This is a genomic window from Arthrobacter roseus, from assembly GCF_016907875.1.
Lineage (GTDB): Bacteria > Actinomycetota > Actinomycetes > Actinomycetales > Micrococcaceae > Arthrobacter_J > Arthrobacter_J roseus.
This window is the reverse complement of the sequence record NZ_JAFBCU010000001.1, coordinates 1,217,767-1,241,996: the sequence shown is the minus strand read 5'-3', so window position 1 is coordinate 1,241,996 and position 24,230 is coordinate 1,217,767. Positions and strand designations below refer to the sequence as shown.

The window sequence follows — 24,230 nt, the reverse complement described above, 5'->3', positions numbered from 1 at the left end:
GCCTTTCCTAGACTGTTTCCCCAGCTACGCATCAGTAAGCCCCTTCCGGCTTGAGCATCACTTTGAAGGTGCGCCACATGATCATGAGGTCTCCGGTGACGGACCAGTTCTCCACGTAGTAGAGGTCCAACCGCACGCTCTCTTCCCAGTCCAGATCGGAGCGCCCGTTAATCTGCCACAGGCCGGTCAGCCCGGGTTTGATGTAGAGCCGGCGGTGGGTATGTCCGGCGTAGGAGTTCACTTCGCTGGGCAGCGGAGGGCGCGGGCCCACGAGCGACATCTCTCCCCTGACGACGTTCCAGAGCTGAGGTAGTTCATCGAGCGAGTATTTGCGCATCCACGTGCCTACACGGGTCACTCGGGGATCTTCGCGCAGCTTGAACAGAACACCATTGCCCTGATTTTCCTTGCGCAGCTTTTCAAGATCTGCTTCGGCTGTGGTGACCATGGAGCGGAACTTCAGCATTCGGAAGGTTCCACCTTGCCTTCCCACTCGCTCCTGGCGGAACAGTGCAGGGCCGGTGCTGTCGCGGACGACGAGCAGGCCCAGGGTCAGCAGCAAAGGCATCAGGACAATGAGCGCCAGCAGGGCCGCGCTGATGTCAATGCAACGCTTGACGACGTGTCGTCCACCGGTGAACTGAGGTAGTTCCACGTGCATCAGCGGCAGTCCCTCCACGGGCCGCATCTGAATCCGAGGCCCTGCGACATTGGTCAGCGAAGATGCCACGACGAGTTCGGTCCCGGAGCGTTCGAGGTTCCAGCCGAGTTCCCGTACCCAGTTGCCTCCCTTGCGGAGCTGTCCCGCCACGATGACGGCGTCGGCTCCCGACTCCGCGACGGTGTGCTCAACGTTGCGTAGGCCCCTGGTCAGTGGAATGCCGTGCACCGCACCGCCGAGCCGGTCCCCAGGGCAAGGGCCCTCAACAACTGCGCCCACCACGTCATAGGCGGCTCCTGCGGTTTTAGCGATACGGGAGCTCACGTATTCGACGTCCTGAAGCCGCCCGACCACCACTACGCGGGACAGGAAGTGCCCATACTCGCGTTGTTTGGTCAGCCAGTTCCGCCAGATCCACCGGCTGCCGACCAACGCCAGAGTGCCGGTGGGAAAAGTGACGAGAAAGAGGCCTCGGTAGTCCTGGACGCCGGTCAGCACGACGACGACGGCGAAGGCCCCGAAGGTGGCGGCACTGGCGTGAACAATTCGTTTGTACTCCAGAGCTCCGACGCCGAAAATACGCGCATCACGGGTTCGGAAACCGGACATCATGCCAATCCAGACGAGTCCTGCCAATGCTGCAAACGAGGGTGCGAAAGCCACCTCCGTGCTTTCGACGCCACGTCCGAGCAGGTTCGCGCTGAGGATTGCGGCGGCGGCGATGATCACGAAGTCCGTGATGCGCAGAGACGCCTGGTAGCGCATCCGCCAGGGAACACCGGTGACGGTTTTCGTGCTTGCCGGGGTGATGGACGGTAAATTTTTGTGTTCGTCCACATCGCCGGGCCAGGCCGGTTTTGGCGTGGTCTTTGGCTGGAGGCTCCACCCTGTGTGTGGAACAAAGAATTCCCGATATTCCGTCATTGTTGGCACCGTGCCCCGCGAGTACATTCTCTCCAGGGCAACGCAACTGCGTTGCCCTGGAGAGCCCCAGTTGATGAATAAGGAGCCGACGACGGCTGGGGACAAGCCTTGGTCTCGGAAGGCTCTAACGCCGCCGGCTCCGTCTGTAGAGGACGCACCCGACAGGAGGACCGTGAAAGGTCCGCTGCAGTGGTGTGCGTCCGGTGCGCTCTGCCGTCCGTGGACGGAACAAATAGCGCGTTGTGGCAAAGAAAGAAATGATTAAGCATGTCGAGACCCCAATTATTTTTTACCCAGTGGAAGCGGTGTGGATGTGCTTCCTGGATAAAGCCTAGAAAGGATCGGGGGCAGAATCTCGAGTACCGGCTACCCGTCTTTCTCGAGGTATCCACGCTACGGGCGGCTACGAACACCTACCGACTACTCGCATTGGGTATGCCGGTGCCTGCAGGGTGCTTGGGACTACTCAGAACGGGCGTTATCCAACGCTGAGGTCTTCTCGGCGGGCAACTCCGAGCTTCGCGAAAATTCGGTACAGATGCCCCTCAACGGTGCGAACTGAGACGTTGAGACGCTCAGCGATGTCACGGTTCGAGTAGCCGTTGCGGGCCAGCTGTGCGATATCGTGTTCACGGGCTGTTAGGACCGTTGTTGTGTCATGAACGATGAGCCGCGGAACCTGTGTTCCGTCCACGCGAGCCACCAGCTCTCGGATTCCCGGCTTTAAGGCCTTGGCCGCCCTGGACTCACCTCGTCCCTCCAAAATGATGGCAGCCTCCACGAGACACTCAGCTGCGAGGAGTACGTAACCCTCGTCATCGGATTGCCGGGAGACCGCGGCGAGTCGGGAGGGATCCTCGGACAGGAATGCCAGCGCTACGTTGTTGATGACGGTTGCCTCCCGGCCCTCCGCGGTTCCGCTGACAGCCGCTAGCCTCTTCAAGCCCTTACTGTCGCCCAGGTGGAAAGCCATTTCTAGCGCGATCGCTTCAACGGAGGCAATATTGAGCTCTCGTGCTGCCTCAGCAACGCCGTGCAGAGCAACTATGCCGGCTGCCACGCCGTGTTCGAGGGATCCTGTAGCCGCGCTACAAGCGGCAACAATCAGACTGTTCCGGTGTGATCCCTGCCCGGCCAGTGCCTCCAGCTTACGTTGATAACCCTGCGCTGCCGCCTCGTCACCTCCAAAAAAGGCCGCATATTGCGCCAGTCCGGTGGCCAGCGGAAGTAATTGAGCGACGTCGGACTGTCCCAATGCCTCCACGGCGAGTCGCAAATAACGCAATGCAGTTCCCGAACGACCCTGACGCAGATGGATCAAGCCCTTGAGAAGGTCAGCTGTCCCACCCAGATAAATCACACCACGCTGCGTGGACCGCACGTGTTCCCCCACTGCGGCTGTCAGCTCCTGCCACTCACCCGCCATGAGCAACGCCATCCCATGACGTACCACCACGAAATCGGAATAGTCCAGAAACCGGCCCCTGTGCGATGCGATCAGCTGGAGCGCTTCACGACCCGCGTCCACCCCTTGGACGGCCTTTCCCGTTGACGCCCACGCTTCACACAGCAGAGCCAGGACCACAACGCGCAGTTCATCACTGCACGCCGGATCACGCACCATGTCCTCAAGAGCCCCGGCTGTCTCGCGAAAGCGCCCCTCCAGATTGAATCCGTAGGCCCGCAGTGCTCTGACTCCTATACTCAATCCCCTGTCGACAATGGGCATATCCGCCTGCACGGCAGTTTCACGAATCCTGATCAGGGCCCGCTCCCACTCATCGGCAAGTACGCAGACTGACTCCGCGGAATCACCGGCACGTAGCCGGATGTCAGCACCAATCACAACGGCAGCTTTGGCAATGCGCACACGCTGTGTGGTCGCCAGCAGTTCATCAGCAACGTCCCGCGCGAACCCCAGGTTATTTTGCATGATGAGCGCACGAACCTGCTGGACGAGTGCGGCCTCGCGATACCGTTCGCTACGGATGGCGGCCACGGCCCGCAGGGTGAACGCTGGGTGATAAAGCCTGTTGGCCATGACTGCTGCCTTGAGAAGTTGGTCATCCTCAACGCGTGCACCACAGTCGAGCCCCCAGTCAACCTGCCTGAACAACTGATCCATGGAATTGGTACGGGGTCCTACGAGCTCGAGAAAACGCTCCCTCAGCTGCCGGCTTCGCGACGCGGGAATGCGGGTCCGCAGCACCTCTGCATACAGTGGATGCCCAATATCCACGAGCGCTTCGGGATCGTGCCCGTAGCGGATAAGACCATCTGCGTGCAGTGTATCGAGAGCATCGCTGTCCGCGATCGAGAACAGCACGCTCTGCGCCACTGGCCCGGCAAGAGCAATCAGTTCCAGCGCTTCCAGCTCAGCAGGACTGCGCTGGCGCAGGTGACTGCGCACCAGATCCGTCAGGTCCGTCCCAGGCGACGGCGGTTCCCCCACCAGCAACCAGACCCCGTTGCGTTTGATGATGTGCCCCAAGCGTCTGCCCTGATCCAGAAGATGTCGCAGGAACATGGGATTGCCACCTGAAGCCTCGCCCATCATCGTGGTGATAGCCGCGGTCACTTCACCACCGAGTACTTCTACACACAATTCCTGGATCTCGTCGATATTCAAGCAGACGAGATCGTGCCGTGAGAGCATCCCATCGTGCCACAGCGATAAGAAGCCCTGCGGCGGGGCGGGTGCAGGTCTGCTGAGGATGAGGAGCTTGACTGCCCCGGAAGCGGCGAGCTGCACCAACAACTCACCGGATGAATCATCCATGGCGTGGGCATCATCAACGACGAAGAGGGCACGGGGCTTTGTATGGATATCTCCGGCCGAGATACCGAGAAATGCCAGAATGGTGCGTTGGACAACCAGCGGTGTTGCCTCGCGATCCAGCGGCAGATCGCGTAGCAACGGACCGAGTACGGCAAAGGGAATGTTGCTCAGTGTTGAATTGCCGGCAATGCGGAGTACTCGAACGGACGTGCTCAGTTCCTCAACTACCCGCCGTCCGATAGACGTTTTTCCCAGTCCGGTCTCACCGACAACCAGCACCCCGTGAGTGGTGCTGTCCGTCATCGAACGCAATACTTCCGAGATCACGTTCTCCCGGCCAGGATACTGGGTAGCGGGAGGGTCGGTTGTGTGCACCCGCTATCCCAGGACTGAACGAAGTTCGGTCCGCCCGGAAAGGTTGAGCTTGGAGTAGGTGCGGTTGAGGTACCCGTCCACCGTGCGGCTGGACAGATTCAGAATCGACGCGATCTCCTTACTGGGCGTTCCGTTGGCGGCGAGATCGGCAATTCGTCTCTCACCTGCCGTGAGGACTCCGAGGGGATCGATAGTGGTATTGACGTTGTTAATGATTGCTTCGGCTCGCATGAACGCTCTGTCAGTGCGCTTTGCAATGTCCCGTCCATCTCCCGGCTCTGCCCATTCGCGCGCCGTTTGCGTTGCCGAAAGGGCCAGCGGAGCGAAATCCATGTCGAGGGCGCGTTCGGCCGCCTCGGTGAGCTGCCGAGGACTGCGGTTGAGCAGTGCCATCGCGTAGGTGTGCGCCACTCGAGCGAACGCCCCTTGCTGCCGTTGCGCGGTTTCAGCAAGACGGGTGGCCTCTTCTCTCCGTCCGAGCATGACCGCGGCCAAGAGGAACATGAGCTCAAACGCTCCCGCTGCCTTGTCCGCATTTTCATCAGCGAAGTTGAGCAATTGATGCGAGGCTCGGTCAGTGTCTTCCACCGCTGCCACGGCCATCCAATAGAGATAATTGAACAGTTGCTTTTCCACCCATGCCGGATTTCCCTGAGTGTTTTCAGCACGCCTCAAGTGTGTAGTGGCCATGGACAGGTTCCCCTGGAGTGCATGTGCATAGGCGGTCGCCGCTTCGATCCGTGCTCGAAAGAACGAGGAGTCTGGAGTTGTCAGCTGGCTGGTGACGGACTCAAGCCGTTCCAGTGCTTCCCCACCGCGACCCGCTAAAACATGCAGCACACCTTCAGCGAGGTCTGTTTCAATACCGCTGTAGGAGTGCGGGAGTTCGTGTCGCGTCCTCCACTGCCGCACATCTTGTGCTGCTTCCTGCCAACGCCCCGCGAGAACCAGAGTGTTGACCACGACTGCCTGCGCGTTCTCCCATTCTGATTGGTCCACGCGGGCGTCCAACATCCGTTCGATGACGACGTTCAGCTTGGCTAGACCCACTTCCTGCTGGCCCATGAGCACCGCTACTTCCGCTTGCCAGGCCGCGGCACGAAGGCGCCAACTCGCGTCCAGTCCGTTGGCGGGAAGCGTCAGCTCTGCGGCGGCTCGTTCCATGTCCTGCAGCCGTCCTTCAAAGCCAGCATGTTCGATGTCGACCGCGGCGAAGCACGCCCGCAGATCATCGGTGACCGGTCCGCCTCGCGTTCCTGCCAGACGCTCCTGCACGGACCGGAGGATCCCCTGCGTCTCCACGTGTCTCTGCTGGTGACGCTGGAGAAGGGTACCGCGGAGCAGTTCCAGGTGCACCCATTCCGACAACGACGCCTCACAATCAGCGGCATCGTCGAGAATGTGGATTGCTGCCGCTGAATCACCCAACAAAACGTGGGCATGCGCTTCTTCCAGCACGACGGCGGCATGACGTCGGTGCGTCGGTACTCTCTGCAGAAACCAGAGCGCGTTTACAGGGTCCCTGCGGTTGTTGCTTTCAGCAGCGGCCGCAACCAGGCGTTCGTCCGGTACAGCCATGCCGCATTCCAATCGCCAGCCGACGTATTCCACCTGCCACAGGAGGTCATCAGTGGTGAGGGAACACACATGGCTCAGCATGGACCTCAACATAGAGTGTTTCCGGCCCAACGGGACTGCTTCACGCACCGCTCTGGCCACTTCCCGGTCAGTCAGCCGGGCAGCCGCAGGTTCAGAGCGATCGAATGAAATCAGACCGTCTTCCTGCAGCACGTCCAAGGCTTTTTGACCTGTGTTCTCCGGCAGACAGTCCAACGGAAGCCCACCCGTCAGTGCCAAAAGTTCCATGACAGTCCGGGATTCCGGGTCATAGCCGCGCAGCCTGCTTGCAACCGCCGAGGCGAGGCGATGACCGAAGTCAGGGTGAGCCCCATTCATAACCCAAATACCCTCGGCATTTGGGCCCAGTTGGCCGCACTCGATCAGTTCTTGCGTCATGGCCTGGACGTATTGGGGATGCCCGTTGCTACTGGACCAGAGGAAGTGTGCCGCTGAGGCAGCAATCCGGGCATCGAGAACGATCGAGAGTAATTGCCGCATTTCATCAAACGTCAGCGGTGGAACCTCGATGCGTGTCAGCTGACCGTCCTGCCACAGTCCACAGAACTCTTGTGGTGCCCGCGACAATGACTGACAAACGACCACCAGCTTCACGAACGGAACACAGGCAAGTTGTGCAAGAACAGACGCCGACATTGCGTCGAGCTCCTCGGCATTGTCCACGAGCAGGATGACTGGTTTTTCAGTTGTCGATGCGAGGAGGCCCTCAAGTGCCGAGACCACCAGGAGTGGGTTCTCCGCCAAGCGCGGGTCCAGATGTGACCGCAACAAGTTGAGTGCGCCGAGTGGCGTTTGGTGTAGTGACGCCGACGCTCGAATATGGACGACGTGGGCGGTGTCCTGCAGATCCTGGAGGACTCGACGGGCGAGTGCGGATTTTCCGATACCCGCGGTGCCAGTCAGAAGGACCCCGTGACCATCGGAGGGTTCCAGACTATTACGCATCTGTCGTACCAAGTTGTCTCGGCCTCCCAGAGGCCACACGCCAAGCACCATTACCCGCCCCAGTAGTAGCCTCGCCGCACGTCTGATCGGACGGATCAGGTGGATGTACAGAAGAAGCTAAAAATTCGTCCCCCCATAGACGACTTGCTATCCAGAGGGTACGTCGCGGCGCTAACATATAGTGGGTTTGTTATCTAATCGTTACCTCTTGAAACGTCCTCTTAGCTATTTCGACGAACCGTCAGAGCGCACAAAAAAAGAGGTCGACGTTGGGATGGGGGTGGCCCAGTCTCAGAGGCCGCCCAACGTCGACCCCGGTCTTTGGGGCCACTATGGCTGAGATAGATTCTATCCTATGGAATGGAACCGTTGCTGCGTCTCCTCCAACGTTGCCGTGACCAACAGTTCGGCTGCGTCTGCGGCATCGGAGAGCAGCATCGGAAGGTCCTTCTTCTCCACGGTGCCGAAATCCTTCAGCACATAATCGGAGGTTTCCATGCGTCCGGGGGGACGCCCAACTCCCACGCGAACCCTCAGATAGTCCCGGCTGCCCACGGCCTTGCTGATGTCCCGCAGGCCGTTGTGACCACCTTCGCCACCGCCACGTTTGAGCTTGATCGTATTGAACGGAATGTCGATTTCGTCGTGAATAACGATAATGCGTTCCAGCGGTATTCCGAAGAGCCGAGCAAGGGCGGAAACCGGGCCACCCGAGACGTTCATGAAGGTAGAGGGCTTGGCCAGGACCAGACGGGGCCCACCAATACCCAACCTGCCCTCGACAACCTCAGCGCGAGCCTTGTGCACCTTGAATTTCCCGCCAACCCGACGCGCAAGTTCGTCCACCACCATGTGACCGACATTGTGCCGGTTACGGCTGTAGCCGGGCCCGGGGTTACCGAGCCCGGCTACAAGCCAGGCATTCTCTGCCATCGGTGGCGACTGCCTACTCTGCCGCAGCAGGCTGAGCAGCCCCACCTTCAGCACCCTCTGCCTCTCCGGTAGCCGATTCAGTTCCGCCGAGGTCCTCGACAACCGGTGATGAGACGTTGACAACCAGTGTCTCGGGGTCCGTGAGCATCTCCACGTTGGCCGGAAGGATGACGTCCGAGGCGTATACGTGGTCTCCGACGTCGTGGCCAGTGACCGTGACGGTCAGCTGGTTCGGAAGGTGGGTGGCTTCTGCCTCCACGAGAACCGTGGAAACTTCAAGGTTCATAACTGCCCCAGGCTTTACTTCGCCTTCAATATGGACAGAAACCTCAACCTGAACCTTTTCTCCGCGGCGAACGGTAAGCAGGTCAATGTGCTCCACAATCTGGCTCACGGGGTTCCGCTGAGCGTCCTTGACCAAGGCAAGGTGCTCTTCACCATCAATGCTGATCGACAGCAGCGCGTTTGACTTACGAACCGCCAGCGTTGTTACTTTGCCGGGCAGCAACACGTGCAGAGCTTCTGCTCCGTGGCCGTAGATCACTGCGGGGATTTTCTCTGCGCGGCGTGCCTGCCGGGCTGGGCCCTTGCCGAATTCTGTGCGTAGTTCGCCGACGAGCTTCTGCTCAGCCATGTTGACTCCTGGTTTCCTTGATCCATGTGACGGCCGTCCCTGACTGCCGTCTCGGTAATTGTTGCCGGAACAATGGCGCAGGAGCCCGTGAAGAAACCATGCATTTGCCACCGTCGATAACGGAGTGGGTCGGTTTCCCGAGCCTCCCTCGCCTAGGCATCGCCAACCACTCTACCAGCAGGCGCTGACCTCCAGCGACCTCAGGACGCGTTGCCGTCGAACAGGCTGGTCACCGAACCGTCGTCGAACACTTCGCGGATGGCGCGAGCAATCAACGGAGCGATGGACAGCACCGTAAGCTGTGGAAACCGCTTCTCGGTAGGGATGGGCAGCGTGTTGGTCACCACGATCTCTCGTGCTCCCGACTCGGCCAGGCGGCGTGCCGCTGGATCAGAGAACACGGCGTGGGTGGCGGCAATGATGACGTCCTTGGCGCCGGCGTTCTTTAGTACCTGCACAGCTCCGGAGATAGTCCCACCGGTATCGATCATGTCGTCGATGAGCACACACGTACGGCCCTCCACCTGACCGACCACGGTTTTCGAAACTGCCTGATTCGGAACCGTGAGGTCCCGGCTCTTGTGAACGAACGCCAACGGAGCACCACCGAGGCGATCCGCCCACTGCTCCGCGACTCGGACACGACCAGTATCCGGTGAAACGACGGTCACGTTAGCCACGTCTACCCGGCCACGGATATAGTCGGCCAGCAACGGGATGGCCATCAAGTGATCCACCGGACCGTCAAAAAAGCCCTGAATCTGCGAGGTATGTAAGTCCACCGACATGATGCGATCCGCGCCGGCAGTCTTGTAAAGATCCGCGATCAGCCGGGCAGAAATCGGTTCCCGTCCACGGCCCTTCTTATCTTGGCGGGCGTAGGGGTAGAACGGTGAAACCACAGTGATCCGTTTGGCGGAAGCCCGCTTCAGTGAATCGATCATGATCAGCTGTTCCATCAGCCAGTTATTCAAAGGTGCCGGGTGAGCCTGAATGACGAAAACATCGGTACCACGAACGCTTTCGTTCGAGCGAACGTAGATCTCACCATTGGCGAAATCGTAAGCAGAGATGGGGAGCAGATCCAGATCGAGTGCCCGTGAGATCTCGTCTGCGAGCTCGGGGTGTGCCCGTCCCGCCGCGAGGACCAGCTTCTTTTCGCCCTGGATGGTAATTTCGCTGCTCATGAATGGTCGCTTTCTTGCGTGGATTCGGTGTGTTTTGGCTTGTTCGACGGTGCGGCGGCCGCTGCATCAGCAGCCGCCGTGCCTGCACGCTTTGCCAAAGTCCACCCCTCGGCGTTGCGCTGTGGAGCAATGCTCAGTGCCAGCGCTCCAGGGGGGACGTCTCTGCGGATGATGGCTCCAGCACCGGTGTACGCGCCGTCGCCAATGGAAACGGGAGCGGTGAAGACGGTATTGGAACCGGTTCTGACATGTGACCCAATGACCGTGCGGTGCTTGTTGACGCCGTCGTAGTTGGCCGTGATGTTTCCGCAACCGATGTTCGAGTATTCGCCGATGTCGGCGTCGCCAGCATAACCAAGGTGGGAGAGTTTGGAGCCTCGACCAATCCGAACGTTCTTCGTTTCGTAGAACGCGCCTATTTTTCCGTCCGCCCCGAGGTCCGTTCCCGGTCTCAGATACGTGAAGGGCCCTACCGTCGCTCCTGCGCCGATGCGGGCGCCTGAGCCCTGAGTGCGCACCACCTGAGCACCTGGACCAACCTCCACATCAGTCAAGGTGGTGTCGGGGCCAATGACGGCATGTGGCTGCACTACGGTGGCGCCATGAAGCTGCGTACCCGGAAGCAGTGTCACATCCTCCGCCAAGTCAACAGAGACATCAATCCAGGTGGTGGCAGGATCCACAATGGTGACGCCGGCACGCATCCAGCCTTCGGTCACGCGCTGGTTGAGTTCCCGTCCAAGAGCGGAAAGTTGAACGCGGTCGTTGGCCCCCTCAACCTGCCAACGATCCTCGATGACAAACGCGGCTACACGACCGCCGTGCCCACGTACGATCTCAACAACATCTGTCAGGTACATCTCCCCCTGCGTGTTTTCTGCGGTTACTTCCCGGAGAGAGGAACGCAGAACAGCAGCGTCAAAGGCATAGATGCCAGAGTTCACTTCCCGGACTGAGAGTTCCTGCTCGGTTGCGTCCTTGTGCTCGCGGATGGCGACGACGTTGCCGTCTTCACCACGCAGCACCCGACCATAGCCGGTAGCGTCCGCCAAAACCGCCGTGAGAACCGTGACCGCGTTCCGCCCCGCTTCATGATGGTCAACGAGATCCTTCAACGTGCGCGCGGTGAGCAAGGGAACATCCCCATAGGTCACGACAACGGTTCCGGAAATTTCCGACTCACCGTCGAGTGATTCCAGCCCCTGCTGCACTGCCCGACCCGTTCCAGGGACCGCGTCCTGGTCCACGATGATGGTGCGTTTGTCCATGGACTCGATATGACCGGCGACCAGATCCCGTTCGTGGCGGACGACGGCGGCTACTGCCCGGGGGCCCAGCCCGTACGCCGCATTCAACGCGTGGCCGACCATGGAGGTGCCGCCAATGGCGTGCAGAACCTTGGGGGTACGCGACTTCATCCGGGTACCTGCACCGGCTGCCAGGACGATCACGCACGGCGGTGCGTGGGTACTTCCGGTTGGCTCGGTGCGTGCGTCTGGATTCTGATCGCTCACTAAGGGGCACTCCTGCCTAAGTTGGACCGGTTTACTTCCGGAGTCCGCCGGGAAACCCGACACCGGCAATATTACCTGTCGATGGTGCCGCCCCTGTGTTCCCGAACGCGTTCCGCCCATAGGATTCGAACCTATACTCCACAGCTCCAAAGGCTGGGGTGCTGCCATTACACCAGGGCGGACTGTCCGCGGAGCCGAGCCCCGCGCACGGTAACCTAGTTTGCCACGTCTGCCGGTCTCCGTGCGAGTTGGCCCCGTCATGAGGTGATTCAGGCACGGATGCCGACCTGACATTTCTGACATGCGGAAGCGTGACAACAGGGCTGAGGGACCTAGGGTGATTCCAATGGGACGCCACGACTCGGAAACCGGCAATGCCTCTCCGTAGCTGTTGCTGCGGCTTCCTTCTCCCCCGGGCAACCCATGGGAAACCGCTGGCGTTGACCGGATTTGCTGTCTGCATTCCTCATCGTCTCAGCGCCTATATTCAGCCCGGGCATAGCGGTGTTCGGGACGCCCGGTGTTGCCATACCTGAGCTGGATCTCAGCAGTGCCGTCTTCCACGAGCGCGGAGAGGTATCGCTGCGCTGTGGCACGGGAAACACCGATCTGCCTGGCCACAGCAATAGTTGAGTATTGCTGGCCTGGTTGCAGGGCCTCCAGCACTGCCGTCTCTGTAGCAGAACGGCCTCGGCTGAAGCCAGGTCCCATGGCCGGATTTAGGGTCCGGATGGCGCGTTCTATAGTGTCCTGATCAACGGTCTGACTTCCTGACAGCAGACGGTGATAGCGGGCGTAGGCTCGCAGCCGCTGCGTTAATTGCTCGGCGGCAAAGGGCTTGATCAGATACCCGATAGCCCCACGGCGTATCGCCTGGCGCACGGAAACTGCCTCCGCCGCGGCGCTGAGGATGAGGACGTCCGTGTCCAACGTCCGCAAAAGGTCCAGACCCAGCGCATCCGGAAGATACACGTCCAACAACACCAGATCAGGATGTTGCGTGCCGACAGCCCGTAGCGCCAAATCGGCGGTGCCGACTGGGGTCAACGCCTTGAATCCAGGTACTGAATTCACGTACGCGGCATGGAGCTTGGCCACATGAAAGTCATCATCGACAATGAGTACCTGCAGATCCTTGCTCATGTGGTCCTCCCATCCAGTCCAGTGTTGGTCTCCTCCGATGCAACCTCCCGCCGTTGCACTGTACCTGGTAGCCGAGCACAGAACACAGCACCCGGCCCGCCTGTGCGCCCCTTTTCGGCAAGCCATACTTCTCCGCCACGGTCACGGGCGATCTGTCGGCACAGCGGCAAGCCCACCCCCTGCCCGTGAGTAGTGAGCGGCGTTACCGAGGCTGTCGAGAAACCTGCGGTAAAAATCCGGGTCGCTTCATCCGTACCGTCTCCGGAGTCCGCCACCACCAAGTGGAGGGTGCCACCGACGTCCGTCAATTCATCCAGCACCTCCACTTCTACCCAGCGTTCGGTGTTACGGCCGTGCACCGCGGCATGGATGGCGTTATCGATAAGGTTGCCAATTACCGTAGTGACATCGTGCGCCTCCGAGACCCTTCCACGCATGAGGGTTTCCGGCCCGATCCGCAGGTGGACGCCGCGTTCGGCCGCTTCAACACTTTTCGCTCCGATGAAAGCCTGCAGGTACGGGTCCTCGAGCAGCTCCGCCTGCTCCACCGGATACTTCAGCGGGCCGGTGGCGAGAATCCCACCAACATACTCTTCAGCCTGGCGGTAATCACCGATGCCCAGCAGTCCGGATACCGTGTGCAGCCGATTGGCGAATTCATGCCGCTGCGCGCGCAGGGCAGTGGTCATTGCGCTGACCGCCTGCAGCTGGCGTGTGAGGGACTGCAACTGAGTTCGATCACGCAGCATGATGACCGTGCCGAGGTTCTGGCCGTGGCCCCTGCGCTGAACCGCCCGTGCGCTGAGGATCAGCACCCGGGAATCAATCACTTGTTCAATGGACGGCGATTCAGGCGTAGCCTGCCGCACCAGCCGCGATAGCACTCCCGGTAGCCCTGCTTCCTCGAGCAGGCAGCCAACGAGGTCCTCGGGAGACCTCAGCCCGAGCAGGCTCCTGGCCCCTGCGTTAAGCACCGTAATCCGGCCTTCCGCGGAAATACCGATCACGCCTTCGTCCACACCGCGCAGCACCGCTTCTTGATCCTGCGCCAAAGCCGCAATTTCTTCCGGCTCCAGCCCAAGTGTGAGCCGGCGCAACCGCCGTCCCAGCAGCCAGGACGCGAGGACGCCGAATCCCAAGGCGCCGACGGCAGTCAACGCAACGGGAACAATATCGCTGCGCAGGTTGTCCAGGATGTCCTCGATGGCGAAACCCACGCTGACTTCGCCGACCACCACCGTGTCCGAACCCGGCGCATAAATGGGTACCTTCGCGCGGGCTGACAGTCCAAGGGTTCCCCGCTCCTGATTGGTCACTTCGCGTCCATTGAGCGCTGCCGTGGGATCAGTGCTGACGCGCTCGCCCAGCCGCTGCGGATTGGGATGGGTGAGACGCATGCCCTCGTCCTCGGTGATCACTATGAACAGCGCGCCGGTACGAGCACCCAGGTCCTTTGCGAGCGGGACCAGCGGTCCGTTCGCCAGCCTGCTTCGCGGCAGCTGCGCAATATCGGCGGCAGTGAGTTGGGCAGCTTCGGCGCGAACGTCTCCGAAGGTCGCAACGGTCCGGGCGACCGAGAGCGCCCGGTGCTCGGCTTCCTCGCCAAGACGTTGATAAGTCAACCACCCGTGCACCGAGGCGGTGACCACCACCACGAGGACCACGACGGCGAGCTGTAGCAACAGGATTTGGGCTGCAAAGTTCCGTCCCGGAAGGCGGATTCGCCAGAGTTTCCGCCGCGGTTGGACGTCTCCCTCCGGGGCAGACGCAGCAGCTGAGCTGGTCCGGATGGAACCATGCGCCGTCTCCGGATTCATGGTGCCCCCTCCCCGAGGTACGGGTGATGTGATCAAAATGAGCAGAAGTTAAACAACAAGCAGTATGTACCGTAATTCGACAAAAGCATCTGCTGTGATGTGGACCACTATAGCGTCAGTAGTGCACGTCACTTCAGTGGCTGCCCATGGCAAGAATTCGCACCTTCATCAATGAGGATGGACAGCATGAGAACATCGAGCAACATCTCCCAGAAGCGCCGGTTGGCACAGTTGGGTGCACCATTCGCAGCAGGGCTGCTGGTGCTGACAGGCTGTGGCGGAAGCAGTGGCGGAAGCAGCGGCGAAGCAGCTGCCAATTACCCCACTGAGGCCATCGAAATCATGGCTCCCGCTGATCCCGGCGGCGGCTACGACATGACTGCCCGCTCTATTTCACGGTCCCTGACCGAGGGCGGCGTCATTGAAACCGGCAGCGACGTTTATAACGTGCCCGGCGGTTCTGGCACTATCGGTCTGACCCAGTTTGTCGGCGACAACGCCGGCGACCCGCACCAACTGATGGTCATCGGCAAAATCCTGGTTGGCGCCATTGAGCAGACCGACTCGCAGGTCAGCCTAGAGAACACGACGCCGATCGCCCGCCTGACGGCCGAGTACGATGCCATTGCGGTGCCAGCTGACTCGAAGTACGAAACCCTTAAGCAACTCATGGAGGACTTCAAGTCAGATCCGGGCAGCATCGCCTGGGGCGGCGGATCGGTGGGAGGCGTAGACCAGATTCTGGTCGCCAAGCTGGCCGAGGCCACCGGCATTGAACCGAGCAAGATCAATTACATTCCCTACTCCGGCGGCGGCGAGTTGACTCCCGCGGTCCTCTCCGGCGATGTCACTGCTGCGGTATCCGGGCTTGCCGAATTCTCGGACCAGATAGCCGCCGGCGAAATGCGCCTGCTGGCCGTCTCCAGTGAGGAACCCATCGAGGGCGTTGACGCCCCTACCATCATCGAGGCCGGCTATGACGTCTCTATTGCCAACTGGCGCGGCGTTGTTGCACCGCCGGAGATCTCCGATGAGCAGCGCGAAGCGGTCGTGTCCATAATTGAAAAGATGCACGATACCGACGAGTGGCAGGAGACTCTGGAAGCCAACAACTGGGAGGACTACCTCATGACCGGTGATGAGTTCGGCGATTATCTCGAACAAGAGGATAAGGACATCACCAAGACCCTCACGGACCTGGGGATCCTCGAGTGACCCACAGCAATAACGACTCCGTGCGTCTCTCACATGGGAAGCTCGGAACCAGGATCGCCGCCGTCGTCATAGTGCTCGGCGCGGCGGTGGTCCTGTTCACGGCCTTCCAAATTGCTTCCAAGGGCGGCTTCGGGCCTCAGCAGCCAGGGTTCTTCCCCATCATTGTGGGTGTAGGCCTGGTGGGATTCGGCTTGGCCTTCCTGATCAGGACAACGGCGAAACCCGACTACGCGCTGCGGTCACAAGCCGCGGAGGGACACGCCGATACGCACTGGCGTACCCTCTGGACCGTCATCGTCGGCCTGGTGATTTACGCCGTCATCCTTGAACCACTGGGCTACATCCTGGCTACCACAATCTTCTTTCTGGCCATTGCCAAGATCGCCGGCAGCCGTCAGTGGATCCGCGACATCATCGTCGCCGTGCTGTTCTCCGTCATCATCTACTTTGGCTTCACCGAATTACTCGGCGTGCGCCTACCGGCCGGACTATTGGAAATGGTGGTCTAAGAACTCATGGATGCCTTCTCTGACCTCGCGAATGGCTTTGCCAACGCTTTTGAGCTGCAGTACCTGATCTACGCCGCCATAGGCGTCACCCTCGGAACCTTCGTCGGTGTCCTACCCGGGATCGGACCGGCTCTCGCGCTGTCGCTGCTGCTTCCACTGACCTATGGTTTCGATCCCACCGGCGCGCTGATTATCTTCGCTGGAATCTACTACGGCTCCCTCTACGGTGGCGCAATCACATCCATCCTGCTCAACACCCCCGGTGAGGCAGGATCGGTGGCGACGGCGATAGACGGGTACCCGATGGCGAAGGCCGGACGTGCCGGTCCAGCCCTGGCAACGGCGGTGATGGGATCATTCTTCGCTGGCATCATCTCCACGCTGGGCCTTACGTTCCTTGCGCCGGTGGTGGCAAATCTGGCCAAGTCGTTTCAAGCCACCGATTACTTTGCTCTGATGGTTCTCGCTTTCGTCTCTGTGACTGCGCTGGTGGGAACTTCCATCATCCGGGGAATGGTCAGTCTCTTTGCGGGGCTGTTCGTTGGACTGATCGGGCTGGACTTCCTGACCGGGCAGCAGCGTTTCACCTTCGGCGCACCGGAGCTGCTCGGCGGAATCGACATCGTCATTGTGGTGATTGGACTCTTCGCCATCGGCGAGGCCCTCTACGGCCTGGCCCGGCTTCAGCTCGCGAAGGAGGAGAAGGTTGAATTCTCCGGTCGGATCTGGCTGAATAAAGCCGAACGCAAACGCGTCTGGAAACCGTGGATCCGCGGGGGGTTTCTCGGCTTCATCTTCGGCTCCATGCCTACGGGCGGCTCCGAAGTGCCGACCTTCCTGTCCTACAACCTGGAGAAGCGGCTCTCGAAGCACAAGGACGAATTCGGCAAAGGCGCCATCGAAGGCATCGCCGGACCTGAGGCAGCCAACAACGCATCGTTTTCTGGCGTGCTGGTGCCGCTGCTGACCCTGGGCATTCCGACGTCGGCAACAGCGGCCATCATCCTGTCCGCCTTCCAGATCTACAATATCCAGCCCGGCCCTCAGCTCTTTGAGACCTCTCCTGACCTGGTCTGGACCCTGATTGCCTCACTGTTCATCGGTAACGTCATGCTGCTGCTCATCAACCTGCCGCTGGTGAAAGTGTGGATCAAAATCCTTGAAATACCCAAGGAACTGCTCTACACCGGCATCTTGGTGTTCGGGGTCCTGGGCGTGTATTCGATCTCCGGCAGCCTGATCGAAGTGCTGATTGTCTGTGCCATCGGGGTCGCTGGTTTCTTCATGCGGGTCTACGACTTCCCCGTTGCCCCAGCCATTCTGGGAGCCATCCTGGGTCCTATGATGGAAACCCAACTGCGGCGTGCACTCTCTATCAGTCAGGGCGACTTCTCTGTCTTCCTCACCCGTCCGCTGACCGTTGTGCTGCTGCTAGTGGCAGTTGCCGTGCTGGTGCTGCCGACAGTACTGCCACGGATCCTCCCCCGGCGAAACGATGCCGACAAGGTCGGTGCTGAATAGCTAAACTCAGTCCCCCTACAGGCATACGCCCCGCGGCCAGCTCTGGCCGTGGGGCTGGTCCTTGTGGCCCACCCCCGGACACAAGGACGGCACAGAATCCCGGGAAAAATGCTAGCTAGTTCCCGGCGGCCTCCGCGGCGGCGATCCACTGCTCTTCCAAGGATTCCCGCTCCCCCTGCGCCGCGCTGAGTTTTCCTTTGAGTCCGGCGAGCGTTTCGAAATCGATGTCCGATGCCGATCCTGCCTCGGTCATGTGCGCCTGAATTTTTTCGATCTGGGTAGCGTTCTTCCCCAGCTGTCGCTCAATCCGAGTGAGGTCTTTGCGAGCCTGTCTCCGGTCCCCGCCGCCCTCGGATGGTGGCGCCGTCGTCGTCTCCTGGTTGGATCCGCTCTCAGCTGCCATTGGCGATCCGGAGGAGGGTCCACCGGATGTCATTCCGTGGCGCAGTTGTAGATACTGGTCCACACCGCCGGGTAGCCCGCGCAGCCTACCGTCGCCCAGCAGTGCCATTTGGTGGTCGGTGACACGCTCCAGAAGATAACGGTCGTGGGAAACTACTACCAGGGTGCCAGGCCATCCATCCAGGACATCCTCCACTGCTGCGAGGGTGTCCGTGTCGAGGTCGTTGGTGGGCTCATCTAACATCAGTACGTTGGGCTCCCCCACGAGCAGACGCAGCAGTTGCAGGCGTCGTCTCTCACCGCCGGAGAGATCCCGGACCAGTGTCCACTGACGTTCATTGGAAAACCCCAGCTGCTCCACCAACTGCCCGGCGGACACCTCACGGCCGCCAACGTTGAAGACTCGCTTCTCATTCTCGATGACCTCGATGACCCGCAGGTCCTCGACATCCGCCAGTTCCCCAACGTCCTGCGACAGAACCGCGGTCTGGACCGTTTTCCCTTTTTTGCGTCGCCCTGTATCAGGTTCGACGTCGCCGTTGAGCAGGTAAAGCATAGTGGTCTTGCCCGCGCCGTTGACGCCGACGACGCCGAGTCGCTCGCCGGGCGCCAGCCGCAGGGTGATGTTCTTGAACAATTCCTTGCCACCAAGGGACAGGGAAACGTCCTCGAGATCGAGGACATCTTTGCCGAGCCTCGCGGTTGCCATCTGGGTCAGAGCCAGGCTGTTCCGGGGTTCGGGGACGTCAGCGATGAGATCATTGGCCGCCTCGATGCGGAATTTTGGTTTTGCCGTGCGGGCCGGTGCCCCCCGCCGTAGCCACGCCAGTTCTTTCTTGACCAGTTGCTGGCGTTTGCTCTCGACCACAGAAGCCGTCCGGTCGCGTTCGGCACGTGCGAGTACGTACGCAGCGTAGCCGCCGTCAAATACGTCTATCATCGCATCGTGAACTTCCCACGTGCGGGTGCAGACTTCGTCAAGGAACCAGCGGTCGTGGGTGACCAACAGTAATCCGCCGACACTGGGACGCCATCGTTGCCGCAGGTGCTGGGCCAGCCACGCCACGCCCTCAACGTCCAGATGGTTGGTGGGTTCATCAAGCATGATGACGTCGTTGTCGGCGATCAGCAGTTTGGCCAGGGCCACACGGCGACGTTGGCCACCGGACAGTGATGCCACCGGCGAATGCCAGTCGACGTCTGCAACCAGACCTCCCATGATCTCCCGGATGCGAGGATTGGCCGCCCATTCGTGATCGGCTTGCTCCCCCACGATCGCCTCGCCCACGCCAAGGTCGCCATTGAGGACGTCCTGCTGGTCAAGGAAGCCGACGCTGACATCGCGGCGTTTGGTGACTCTCCCCGTATCTGGGGTGTCGTGGTTGGCAAGAAGACGCATCAGCGTAGATTTGCCGTCCCCGTTGCGACCAACCACTCCGACCCTCTCACCTTCTTCAAGGCCGATGGTCACGCCGTCGAGGATGGTTCGGGTGGCATAGGAGACGCTGACGTTTTCAGCACCGAGCAAATGTGCCAAGTGGTAGCTACTTCCTCACGTTGATTCTGGGATTCCCCAGCTTACCGGGGTCCGGCCGTTATTCAGGCAAATAACGCACGACCGCCTTCTGCAATCCGGGCAAAAGCCTTCACATCGAGGACTTCGCCACGAGCACTCGGGTCCACGCCCGCATGCCGGATGGCCTGTTCTGCCGCTACGGGGCTGCCGGCCCACCCGGCCAGAGCTGCCCGCAGCGTCTTCCTGCGCTGGGCAAACGCCGCGTCGATAACCGCAAACACCTCTTGCCGGGTGGCCGTGGTCTGTGGAGGGTCCCGCCGGGTAAAACGCACCAGCCCGGACGCGATCTTTGGTGCTGGCCAGAAAACGTTCATCCCAATGACGCCTGCCTTCTGCATCTGCGAATACCAGGCGGCTTTGACCGACGGAACGCCATACGTCCGTGATCCGGGAGGCGCAGCCAGACGATCCGCTACCTCGTCCTGGACCATGACGAGACCATGCTCGAGGCTGGGAAAGCGTTCCAGCAGATTCAGGACAACCGGCACGGCAACGTTGTATGGCAGGTTCGCTACCAGCGCCGTGGGCGAGTATGGCAGTTCCGTGACGCGCATAGCATCGGCCAGGACAACCGTTAGCCGGTCCTGAGCTCCGGGACGCACCTTGGCTACCGTGTCCGAAAGTAGACCAGCAAGGGCCGGATCAATTTCGACCGCGACCACTCGGGCTGCGGCGTCAAGCAGGCCAAGCGTCAGGGACCCCAAACCCGGCCCCACCTCCAGGACCGTTTCCGTCTCATCCAGTCCAGCGGCGGACACGATACGACGAATAGTGTTGCCATCGATCACGAAGTTCTGACCCAGAGCTTTCGTGGGTCGGATATCCAGATGCGCGGCGAGCCTGCGGATGTCTCCGGCCCCCAGCAGAGGCTGAGTGCGGGTGGTGCCGTCAGGCTGGGAGGGTTCAGTCACCTTGTCATTCTAGGTGCAATAGCGGCAGCACCTAGAGCAATCCCAGCTGTCCAGCACAGGAGGGCCAGTGGCCCCATCCACCGCTGGAGCGTAGGACTTCAGCCGTTGCGATCTGCTCAGCCGGTGATGCCTCATGTGGATACGGTGCATATTTGCCGCCACCGGCACCACGCCAGCTGGGGAGACTGAATTGGAGCCCGCCGTAGTAACCATTGCCTGAGTTGATGGACCAGTTTCCGCCAGATTCACATTTAGCCAGGGCAGCCCAGTTGCCGGCGCTGGGACCAGCAACGCCGGTCCCCTGACCCGGTTTCTCTTCCGGCTTTTTCTCTTCTTCTACTGCTGCTACTACTTCTTCGTCTTCTACAGCGGTGCCGATGAGGATGTACTCCTGCACAGCTTTGATCAGGACAGTCTCGCTCAGCATTTTCCGGCTGACTGTCTTGCCGTCGATCACTGTCAGCGCGTAGACGACCTCGGTTTCACCGGCAACGCCTTCGGTCTTCACCTTTGTTTTACCCTCGGCCAGGGAGTTGTCTTTGACCTCTTTGGTGGTGAAGGGAACAGCTTTGGTCTTAGTGGTTTCCTTACCCGTCTCCACACGGGTGATTTTCAGTGCCATCCCGGCAACGACGAGCGAGGATTCCGGAATGGAGATTCGGTCCTTGTCGCCGAGCGACACATCTGCATCGGCCAGAAGATCGGCCACTGTCTCAGCCGTCGTCGTTACCTCACGGCTCTTGCCATCAGCGAGTAGCGCAACGGTCTTGGGGGTTGAAATGTAGAGAGGGTTCGCCAACGTCACCAAATTGGTCTCCAGTGAGGCTGAGAGTCGCGACTGCCGGGCAACGCCGAGTTCTGCCACGAGGTCCCCCACGGTGTCCGACGTAGTGTTGACCGTAGATTCCGCACCGTCAAGGGTGACGGTCACAGCGGTTGCCTGGTTGACACTGATGATCGTGCCGTCCTGGACTGCCGCCGACAGCGCTGGCGTCACGTGATCGGCGGCATCGACGCCGACGCCTGCCTTACCGAGGACGTCCCCCACGGTGCCACCGAACGTCTGCACAGTGCTGGTCCTGCCGTCCACGGTCAACGTCACCAATTTGTTGTTGCCAACAAAGGCCACCAGTCCCAGGACGAGCGAAAACATCACAGCACCCTGCGCTGCAATCATGACCCAGCGCTTACCTCTTGAACCCGCCACGAGTACCCATAACGTCGAAAGTATCCGGGCACGGGGGTTCACAGCGCACAAAAGTGCCCCATGAGCTTTGCGCGGGCAGAGTTGAGGTGGGCATACGAACGGAACGACCACATCAATGACCACCACGCGAGTGGATTATCCGGAAAGCCTTCCCCGACCCCGGCTAATAACGTCTAACCGTAACGGAGTTGTGATTATCGGGCAAACGTGACTTTTACCAAATCCCGTACACCGCTTCAGTGTTGCTACGCAGCCGACTGCAGAGTTCAGCAAGGTCCACATTCAGCGTCTCAGCCATAGCACGAACCGTATAAGGGACCATATAGCTTGCGTTTGGCTTACCCCTGAACGGGTGCGGTGTCAGAAACGGTGCGTCAGTCTCGACCAGCATCAGTGCCAGATCCGCGACGGTCAGGGCCTCACGGATCGCTCCAGCATTCCTGAACGTCGACGTGCCCGCGAAGGACATGTACCAACCGTTTTCGTTGCAGATTCTCGCCAGCTCGGGGCCTCCTGAGAAGCAGTGGAAAACCACCTTTTCCGGTAGGGCTTCCTCCCCCAGAACGCGGACGACGTCGTCGTGGGCATCACGATCATGGATCTGCAGCGCAAGGCCAAGCCGACGCGCTATGTCGATGTGGCGGCGAAACGAGTCCTGCTGACGCTGGAGGCCCTCAGCAGCCGTCCGGAAGTAGTCGAGCCCGGTTTCCCCGATCGCGCGGACCCTGGGGTGGGCGGCCAGTTTTTCGATTTCACCCAACGCGTCCTCGAGTCCACCACGTGCGGCAAGCAGCGGAGCCTCATTCGGGTGCAGCGCTACCGCCCCCAACAGACGGGGTTCGTCGTTGAGCACGGCGACAGTGAAACGCGAGGACGCAAGATCGCAACCAACCTGCACGGCCCCGCAGATCCCCACAGCTTCGGCGGCGTCGAGGGCATCCTTCACGGACACGGCCACATTGCCGTCTTCCATATCCAGATGCGTGTGGTTATCCATGACCGCAATGGGTAACGGTTCGGGCGCTGGTGGATACTCAAGCTTCCGCCGCGCACCCTGCTGGTCAAAGGCGCTGCGTTGCCGTCCACCGCCTCCTGCCGATGCCACATCCCACAGCGCTTCAGGTCCAGCTTCTAGAGCACGGTAGGCGACTGGAACGGCGGTCTGGTGCTGGTTCTGCTCAGAAGACATGGTCCAACCCTAATCTCTGTGCGCCGAGAGAGTCATGGAACTATTCAGCAGCACCGGTGGTTGGGATGGATAATGTTACTTTAGACACAGCCGTCTGCCCGTTGACGCGGGCCCTTCAAAGGTATTCATGGGCATACACCAGCACGACCACGACGACACCTCCTCCGCTTCGCTGCACTCGTTCCATGACGCAGCTGAACGTATCCTCGCGGCCATGAATACCGTCATTGACGGAAAGCCGGAAGCAACCCAGACCGCCCTGACGGTACTACTGGCACAGGGACACCTGCTCGTGGAGGACGTGCCCGGCGTCGGCAAGACGATGCTCGCCAAAACGCTGGCTCGCACGGTGGACTGCAGTGTGAGAAGGATTCAGTTCACGCCCGATCTCCTTCCTTCGGACGTCACCGGCGTCTCCATTTACAATCAAGACAGCCACAGATTCGAATTCCGCCAGGGCCCGGTATTTGCCAACCTCGTCATTGGCGATGAGATTAATCGCGCGTCGGCCAAAACTCAATCGGCCCTGCTTGAGTGCATGGAAGAACACCAGGTCACAGTCGACGGCCAAACCCATTCGCTGGGCGATCCATTCATGGTCATCGCCACCCAGAATCCCATCGAGATGGAGGGTACGTATCCGCTGCCGGAAGCGCAGAGGGACCGCTTCATGGCACGCATTTCCATGGGTTACCCTGACGCGCAGTCGGAAATGGACATGCTGGAAAGTCATCAGGGCGCCTCTCCGCTGGAATCAATCAACCCCGTGGTGTCAGGAACGGACATCGCAGCCATGATCACCCTGGTTCAAAGCCTGCACGTCTCTCCGGCCGTCAAGGAGTACACGGTTGCTCTTGGTCGCGCCACGAGAGAACACTCTCACCTCAGGCTTGGGGCCAGCCCCCGTGCACTACTGCAACTACTGCGGGCGGCCAAAGCATCTGCAGCCCTGCAGGGCCGGGACTTTGTGCTGCCAGACGATATCTCGGAAATGTCGCAGGTCGTCCTGGCGCACCGACTCATCCTCGACCGCAAGGCTCTCAGCAGCGGTGAAACCCCCGCTGGAATCATCAGCTCCATTCTGGCGGCAACCCCTATACCGGAAACCTCGCGGCATCAAACTCTGGCACGACGCTAGTCGCGGCTGAAC

General features: G+C 60.5%; 17 protein-coding genes and 1 tRNA gene. 4 read left to right on the top strand and 14 right to left on the bottom strand.

The annotated features are described in order from the left end of the window. Positions 1 to 31: 31 nt before the first annotated feature. From JOE65_RS06250 to JOE65_RS06205, 10 genes are all read right to left on the bottom strand, one after another. On the bottom strand, positions 32 to 1,585 hold the full coding sequence (locus tag JOE65_RS06250; protein ID WP_239536634.1) for a sugar transferase: 1,554 nt from the start codon (positions 1,583 to 1,585) through the stop codon (positions 32 to 34). Positions 1,586 to 2,063: 478 nt separating this feature from the next. Next, complete coding sequence (locus JOE65_RS06245) at positions 2,064 to 4,739, bottom strand: helix-turn-helix transcriptional regulator (RefSeq protein ID WP_338021561.1); 2,676 nt, start codon at positions 4,737 to 4,739, stop codon at positions 2,064 to 2,066. A gap of 3 nt (positions 4,740 to 4,742) precedes the next feature. Next, positions 4,743 to 7,373: a helix-turn-helix transcriptional regulator gene (locus JOE65_RS06240; RefSeq protein WP_275587540.1), complete on the bottom strand. Its 2,631-nt coding sequence runs from the start codon at positions 7,371 to 7,373 to the stop codon at positions 4,743 to 4,745. Between the two features lie 297 nt (positions 7,374 to 7,670). Then, the gene (pth, locus tag JOE65_RS06235) at positions 7,671 to 8,255 is read right to left on the bottom strand and encodes an aminoacyl-tRNA hydrolase (RefSeq protein WP_205162403.1); all 585 of its coding nucleotides are present in this window, start codon (positions 8,253 to 8,255) and stop codon (positions 7,671 to 7,673) included. Between the two features lie 13 nt (positions 8,256 to 8,268). Next, positions 8,269 to 8,889, bottom strand: coding sequence for a 50S ribosomal protein L25/general stress protein Ctc (locus JOE65_RS06230; protein WP_205162402.1), 621 nt, complete (start codon positions 8,887 to 8,889; stop codon positions 8,269 to 8,271). Positions 8,890 to 9,089: 200 nt separating this feature from the next. After that, positions 9,090 to 10,076, bottom strand: a complete 987-nt coding sequence (locus JOE65_RS06225) for a ribose-phosphate diphosphokinase (RefSeq protein WP_205162401.1) — start codon at positions 10,074 to 10,076, stop codon at positions 9,090 to 9,092. Continuing rightward, positions 10,073 to 11,590 carry a bifunctional UDP-N-acetylglucosamine diphosphorylase/glucosamine-1-phosphate N-acetyltransferase GlmU gene (gene glmU / locus JOE65_RS06220; protein WP_420827489.1) on the bottom strand — a complete coding sequence of 506 codons (1,518 nt, stop codon included), beginning with the start codon at positions 11,588 to 11,590 and terminating at the stop codon, positions 10,073 to 10,075. Before glmU ends, JOE65_RS06225 begins: the two co-directional genes overlap by 4 nt. A gap of 110 nt (positions 11,591 to 11,700) precedes the next feature. Next, positions 11,701 to 11,772 (bottom strand) — tRNA-Gln (locus JOE65_RS06215). Between the two features lie 292 nt (positions 11,773 to 12,064). Continuing rightward, positions 12,065 to 12,733, bottom strand: coding sequence for a response regulator (locus tag JOE65_RS06210; RefSeq protein WP_205162399.1), 669 nt, complete (start codon positions 12,731 to 12,733; stop codon positions 12,065 to 12,067). Beyond that, a complete protein-coding gene (locus JOE65_RS06205; RefSeq protein WP_205162398.1) occupies positions 12,730 to 14,550 on the bottom strand; it encodes a sensor histidine kinase in 1,821 nt (606 codons plus the stop codon). Before JOE65_RS06205 ends, JOE65_RS06210 begins: the two co-directional genes overlap by 4 nt. 186 nt (positions 14,551 to 14,736) lie before the next feature. On the opposite strand from JOE65_RS06205, the gene JOE65_RS06200 reads away from it, so the two are divergent. Genes JOE65_RS06200 through JOE65_RS06190 form a run of 3 tightly spaced genes read left to right on the top strand, consistent with a single transcriptional unit; the run spans position 14,737 to position 17,795 of the window. Continuing rightward, positions 14,737 to 15,765: a Bug family tripartite tricarboxylate transporter substrate binding protein gene (locus JOE65_RS06200; protein ID WP_205162397.1), complete on the top strand. Its 1,029-nt coding sequence runs from the start codon at positions 14,737 to 14,739 to the stop codon at positions 15,763 to 15,765. After that, positions 15,762 to 16,274 carry a tripartite tricarboxylate transporter TctB family protein gene (locus tag JOE65_RS06195; RefSeq protein ID WP_205162396.1) on the top strand — a complete coding sequence of 171 codons (513 nt, stop codon included), beginning with the start codon at positions 15,762 to 15,764 and terminating at the stop codon, positions 16,272 to 16,274. The genes JOE65_RS06200 and JOE65_RS06195 overlap by 4 nt, the downstream gene beginning before the upstream one ends. A 6-nt stretch (positions 16,275 to 16,280) precedes the next feature. Then, positions 16,281 to 17,795, top strand: coding sequence for a tripartite tricarboxylate transporter permease (locus JOE65_RS06190; protein WP_205162395.1), 1,515 nt, complete (start codon positions 16,281 to 16,283; stop codon positions 17,793 to 17,795). 115 nt (positions 17,796 to 17,910) lie between these two features. Here JOE65_RS06190 and JOE65_RS06185 read toward each other — a convergent pair whose 3' ends face one another. The 4 genes from JOE65_RS06185 to JOE65_RS06170 all read right to left on the bottom strand — a co-directional run bounded on the left by JOE65_RS06185 (position 17,911) and on the right by JOE65_RS06170 (position 23,080). Then, complete coding sequence (locus JOE65_RS06185) at positions 17,911 to 19,734, bottom strand: ABC-F family ATP-binding cassette domain-containing protein (RefSeq protein WP_205162394.1); 1,824 nt, start codon at positions 19,732 to 19,734, stop codon at positions 17,911 to 17,913. Positions 19,735 to 19,796: 62 nt separating this feature from the next. After that, positions 19,797 to 20,684, bottom strand: coding sequence for a 16S rRNA (adenine(1518)-N(6)/adenine(1519)-N(6))-dimethyltransferase RsmA (gene rsmA, locus JOE65_RS06180; RefSeq protein ID WP_205162393.1), 888 nt, complete (start codon positions 20,682 to 20,684; stop codon positions 19,797 to 19,799). A 31-nt stretch (positions 20,685 to 20,715) separates the two neighbouring features. Then, positions 20,716 to 21,861 (bottom strand): resuscitation-promoting factor, encoded by a 1,146-nt coding sequence (locus JOE65_RS15305; RefSeq protein WP_275587539.1) that lies wholly within the window; start codon positions 21,859 to 21,861, stop codon positions 20,716 to 20,718. A gap of 244 nt (positions 21,862 to 22,105) precedes the next feature. After that, positions 22,106 to 23,080 (bottom strand): TatD family hydrolase, encoded by a 975-nt coding sequence (locus tag JOE65_RS06170; protein WP_205162392.1) that lies wholly within the window; start codon positions 23,078 to 23,080, stop codon positions 22,106 to 22,108. Between the two features lie 127 nt (positions 23,081 to 23,207). Here JOE65_RS06170 and JOE65_RS06165 point away from each other — a divergent pair, with 127 nt between their 5' ends. After that, a complete protein-coding gene (locus tag JOE65_RS06165) occupies positions 23,208 to 24,218 on the top strand; it encodes an AAA family ATPase (RefSeq protein WP_205162391.1) in 1,011 nt (336 codons plus the stop codon). The last annotated feature ends 12 nt before the right edge of the window (positions 24,219 to 24,230 follow it).

Coding starts and splice junctions, on each gene's coding strand:
- JOE65_RS06250 (WP_239536634.1), bottom strand. CDS start 1,585: ATGACGGAATATCGGGAATTCTTTGTTCCACACACAGGGTGGAGCCTC.
- JOE65_RS06240 (WP_275587540.1), bottom strand. CDS start 7,373: ATGGTGCTTGGCGTGTGGCCTCTGGGAGGCCGAGACAACTTGGTACGA.
- pth (WP_205162403.1), bottom strand. CDS start 8,255: ATGGCAGAGAATGCCTGGCTTGTAGCCGGGCTCGGTAACCCCGGGCCC.
- JOE65_RS06230 (WP_205162402.1), bottom strand. CDS start 8,889: ATGGCTGAGCAGAAGCTCGTCGGCGAACTACGCACAGAATTCGGCAAG.
- JOE65_RS06225 (WP_205162401.1), bottom strand. CDS start 10,076: ATGAGCAGCGAAATTACCATCCAGGGCGAAAAGAAGCTGGTCCTCGCG.
- JOE65_RS06210 (WP_205162399.1), bottom strand. CDS start 12,733: ATGAGCAAGGATCTGCAGGTACTCATTGTCGATGATGACTTTCATGTG.
- JOE65_RS06205 (WP_205162398.1), bottom strand. CDS start 14,550: ATGAATCCGGAGACGGCGCATGGTTCCATCCGGACCAGCTCAGCTGCT.
- JOE65_RS06200 (WP_205162397.1), top strand. CDS start 14,737: ATGAGAACATCGAGCAACATCTCCCAGAAGCGCCGGTTGGCACAGTTG.
- JOE65_RS06190 (WP_205162395.1), top strand. CDS start 16,281: ATGGATGCCTTCTCTGACCTCGCGAATGGCTTTGCCAACGCTTTTGAG.
- JOE65_RS15305 (WP_275587539.1), bottom strand. CDS start 21,861: ATGATTGCAGCGCAGGGTGCTGTGATGTTTTCGCTCGTCCTGGGACTG.
- JOE65_RS06170 (WP_205162392.1), bottom strand. CDS start 23,080: ATGTCTTCTGAGCAGAACCAGCACCAGACCGCCGTTCCAGTCGCCTAC.
- JOE65_RS06165 (WP_205162391.1), top strand. CDS start 23,208: ATGGGCATACACCAGCACGACCACGACGACACCTCCTCCGCTTCGCTG.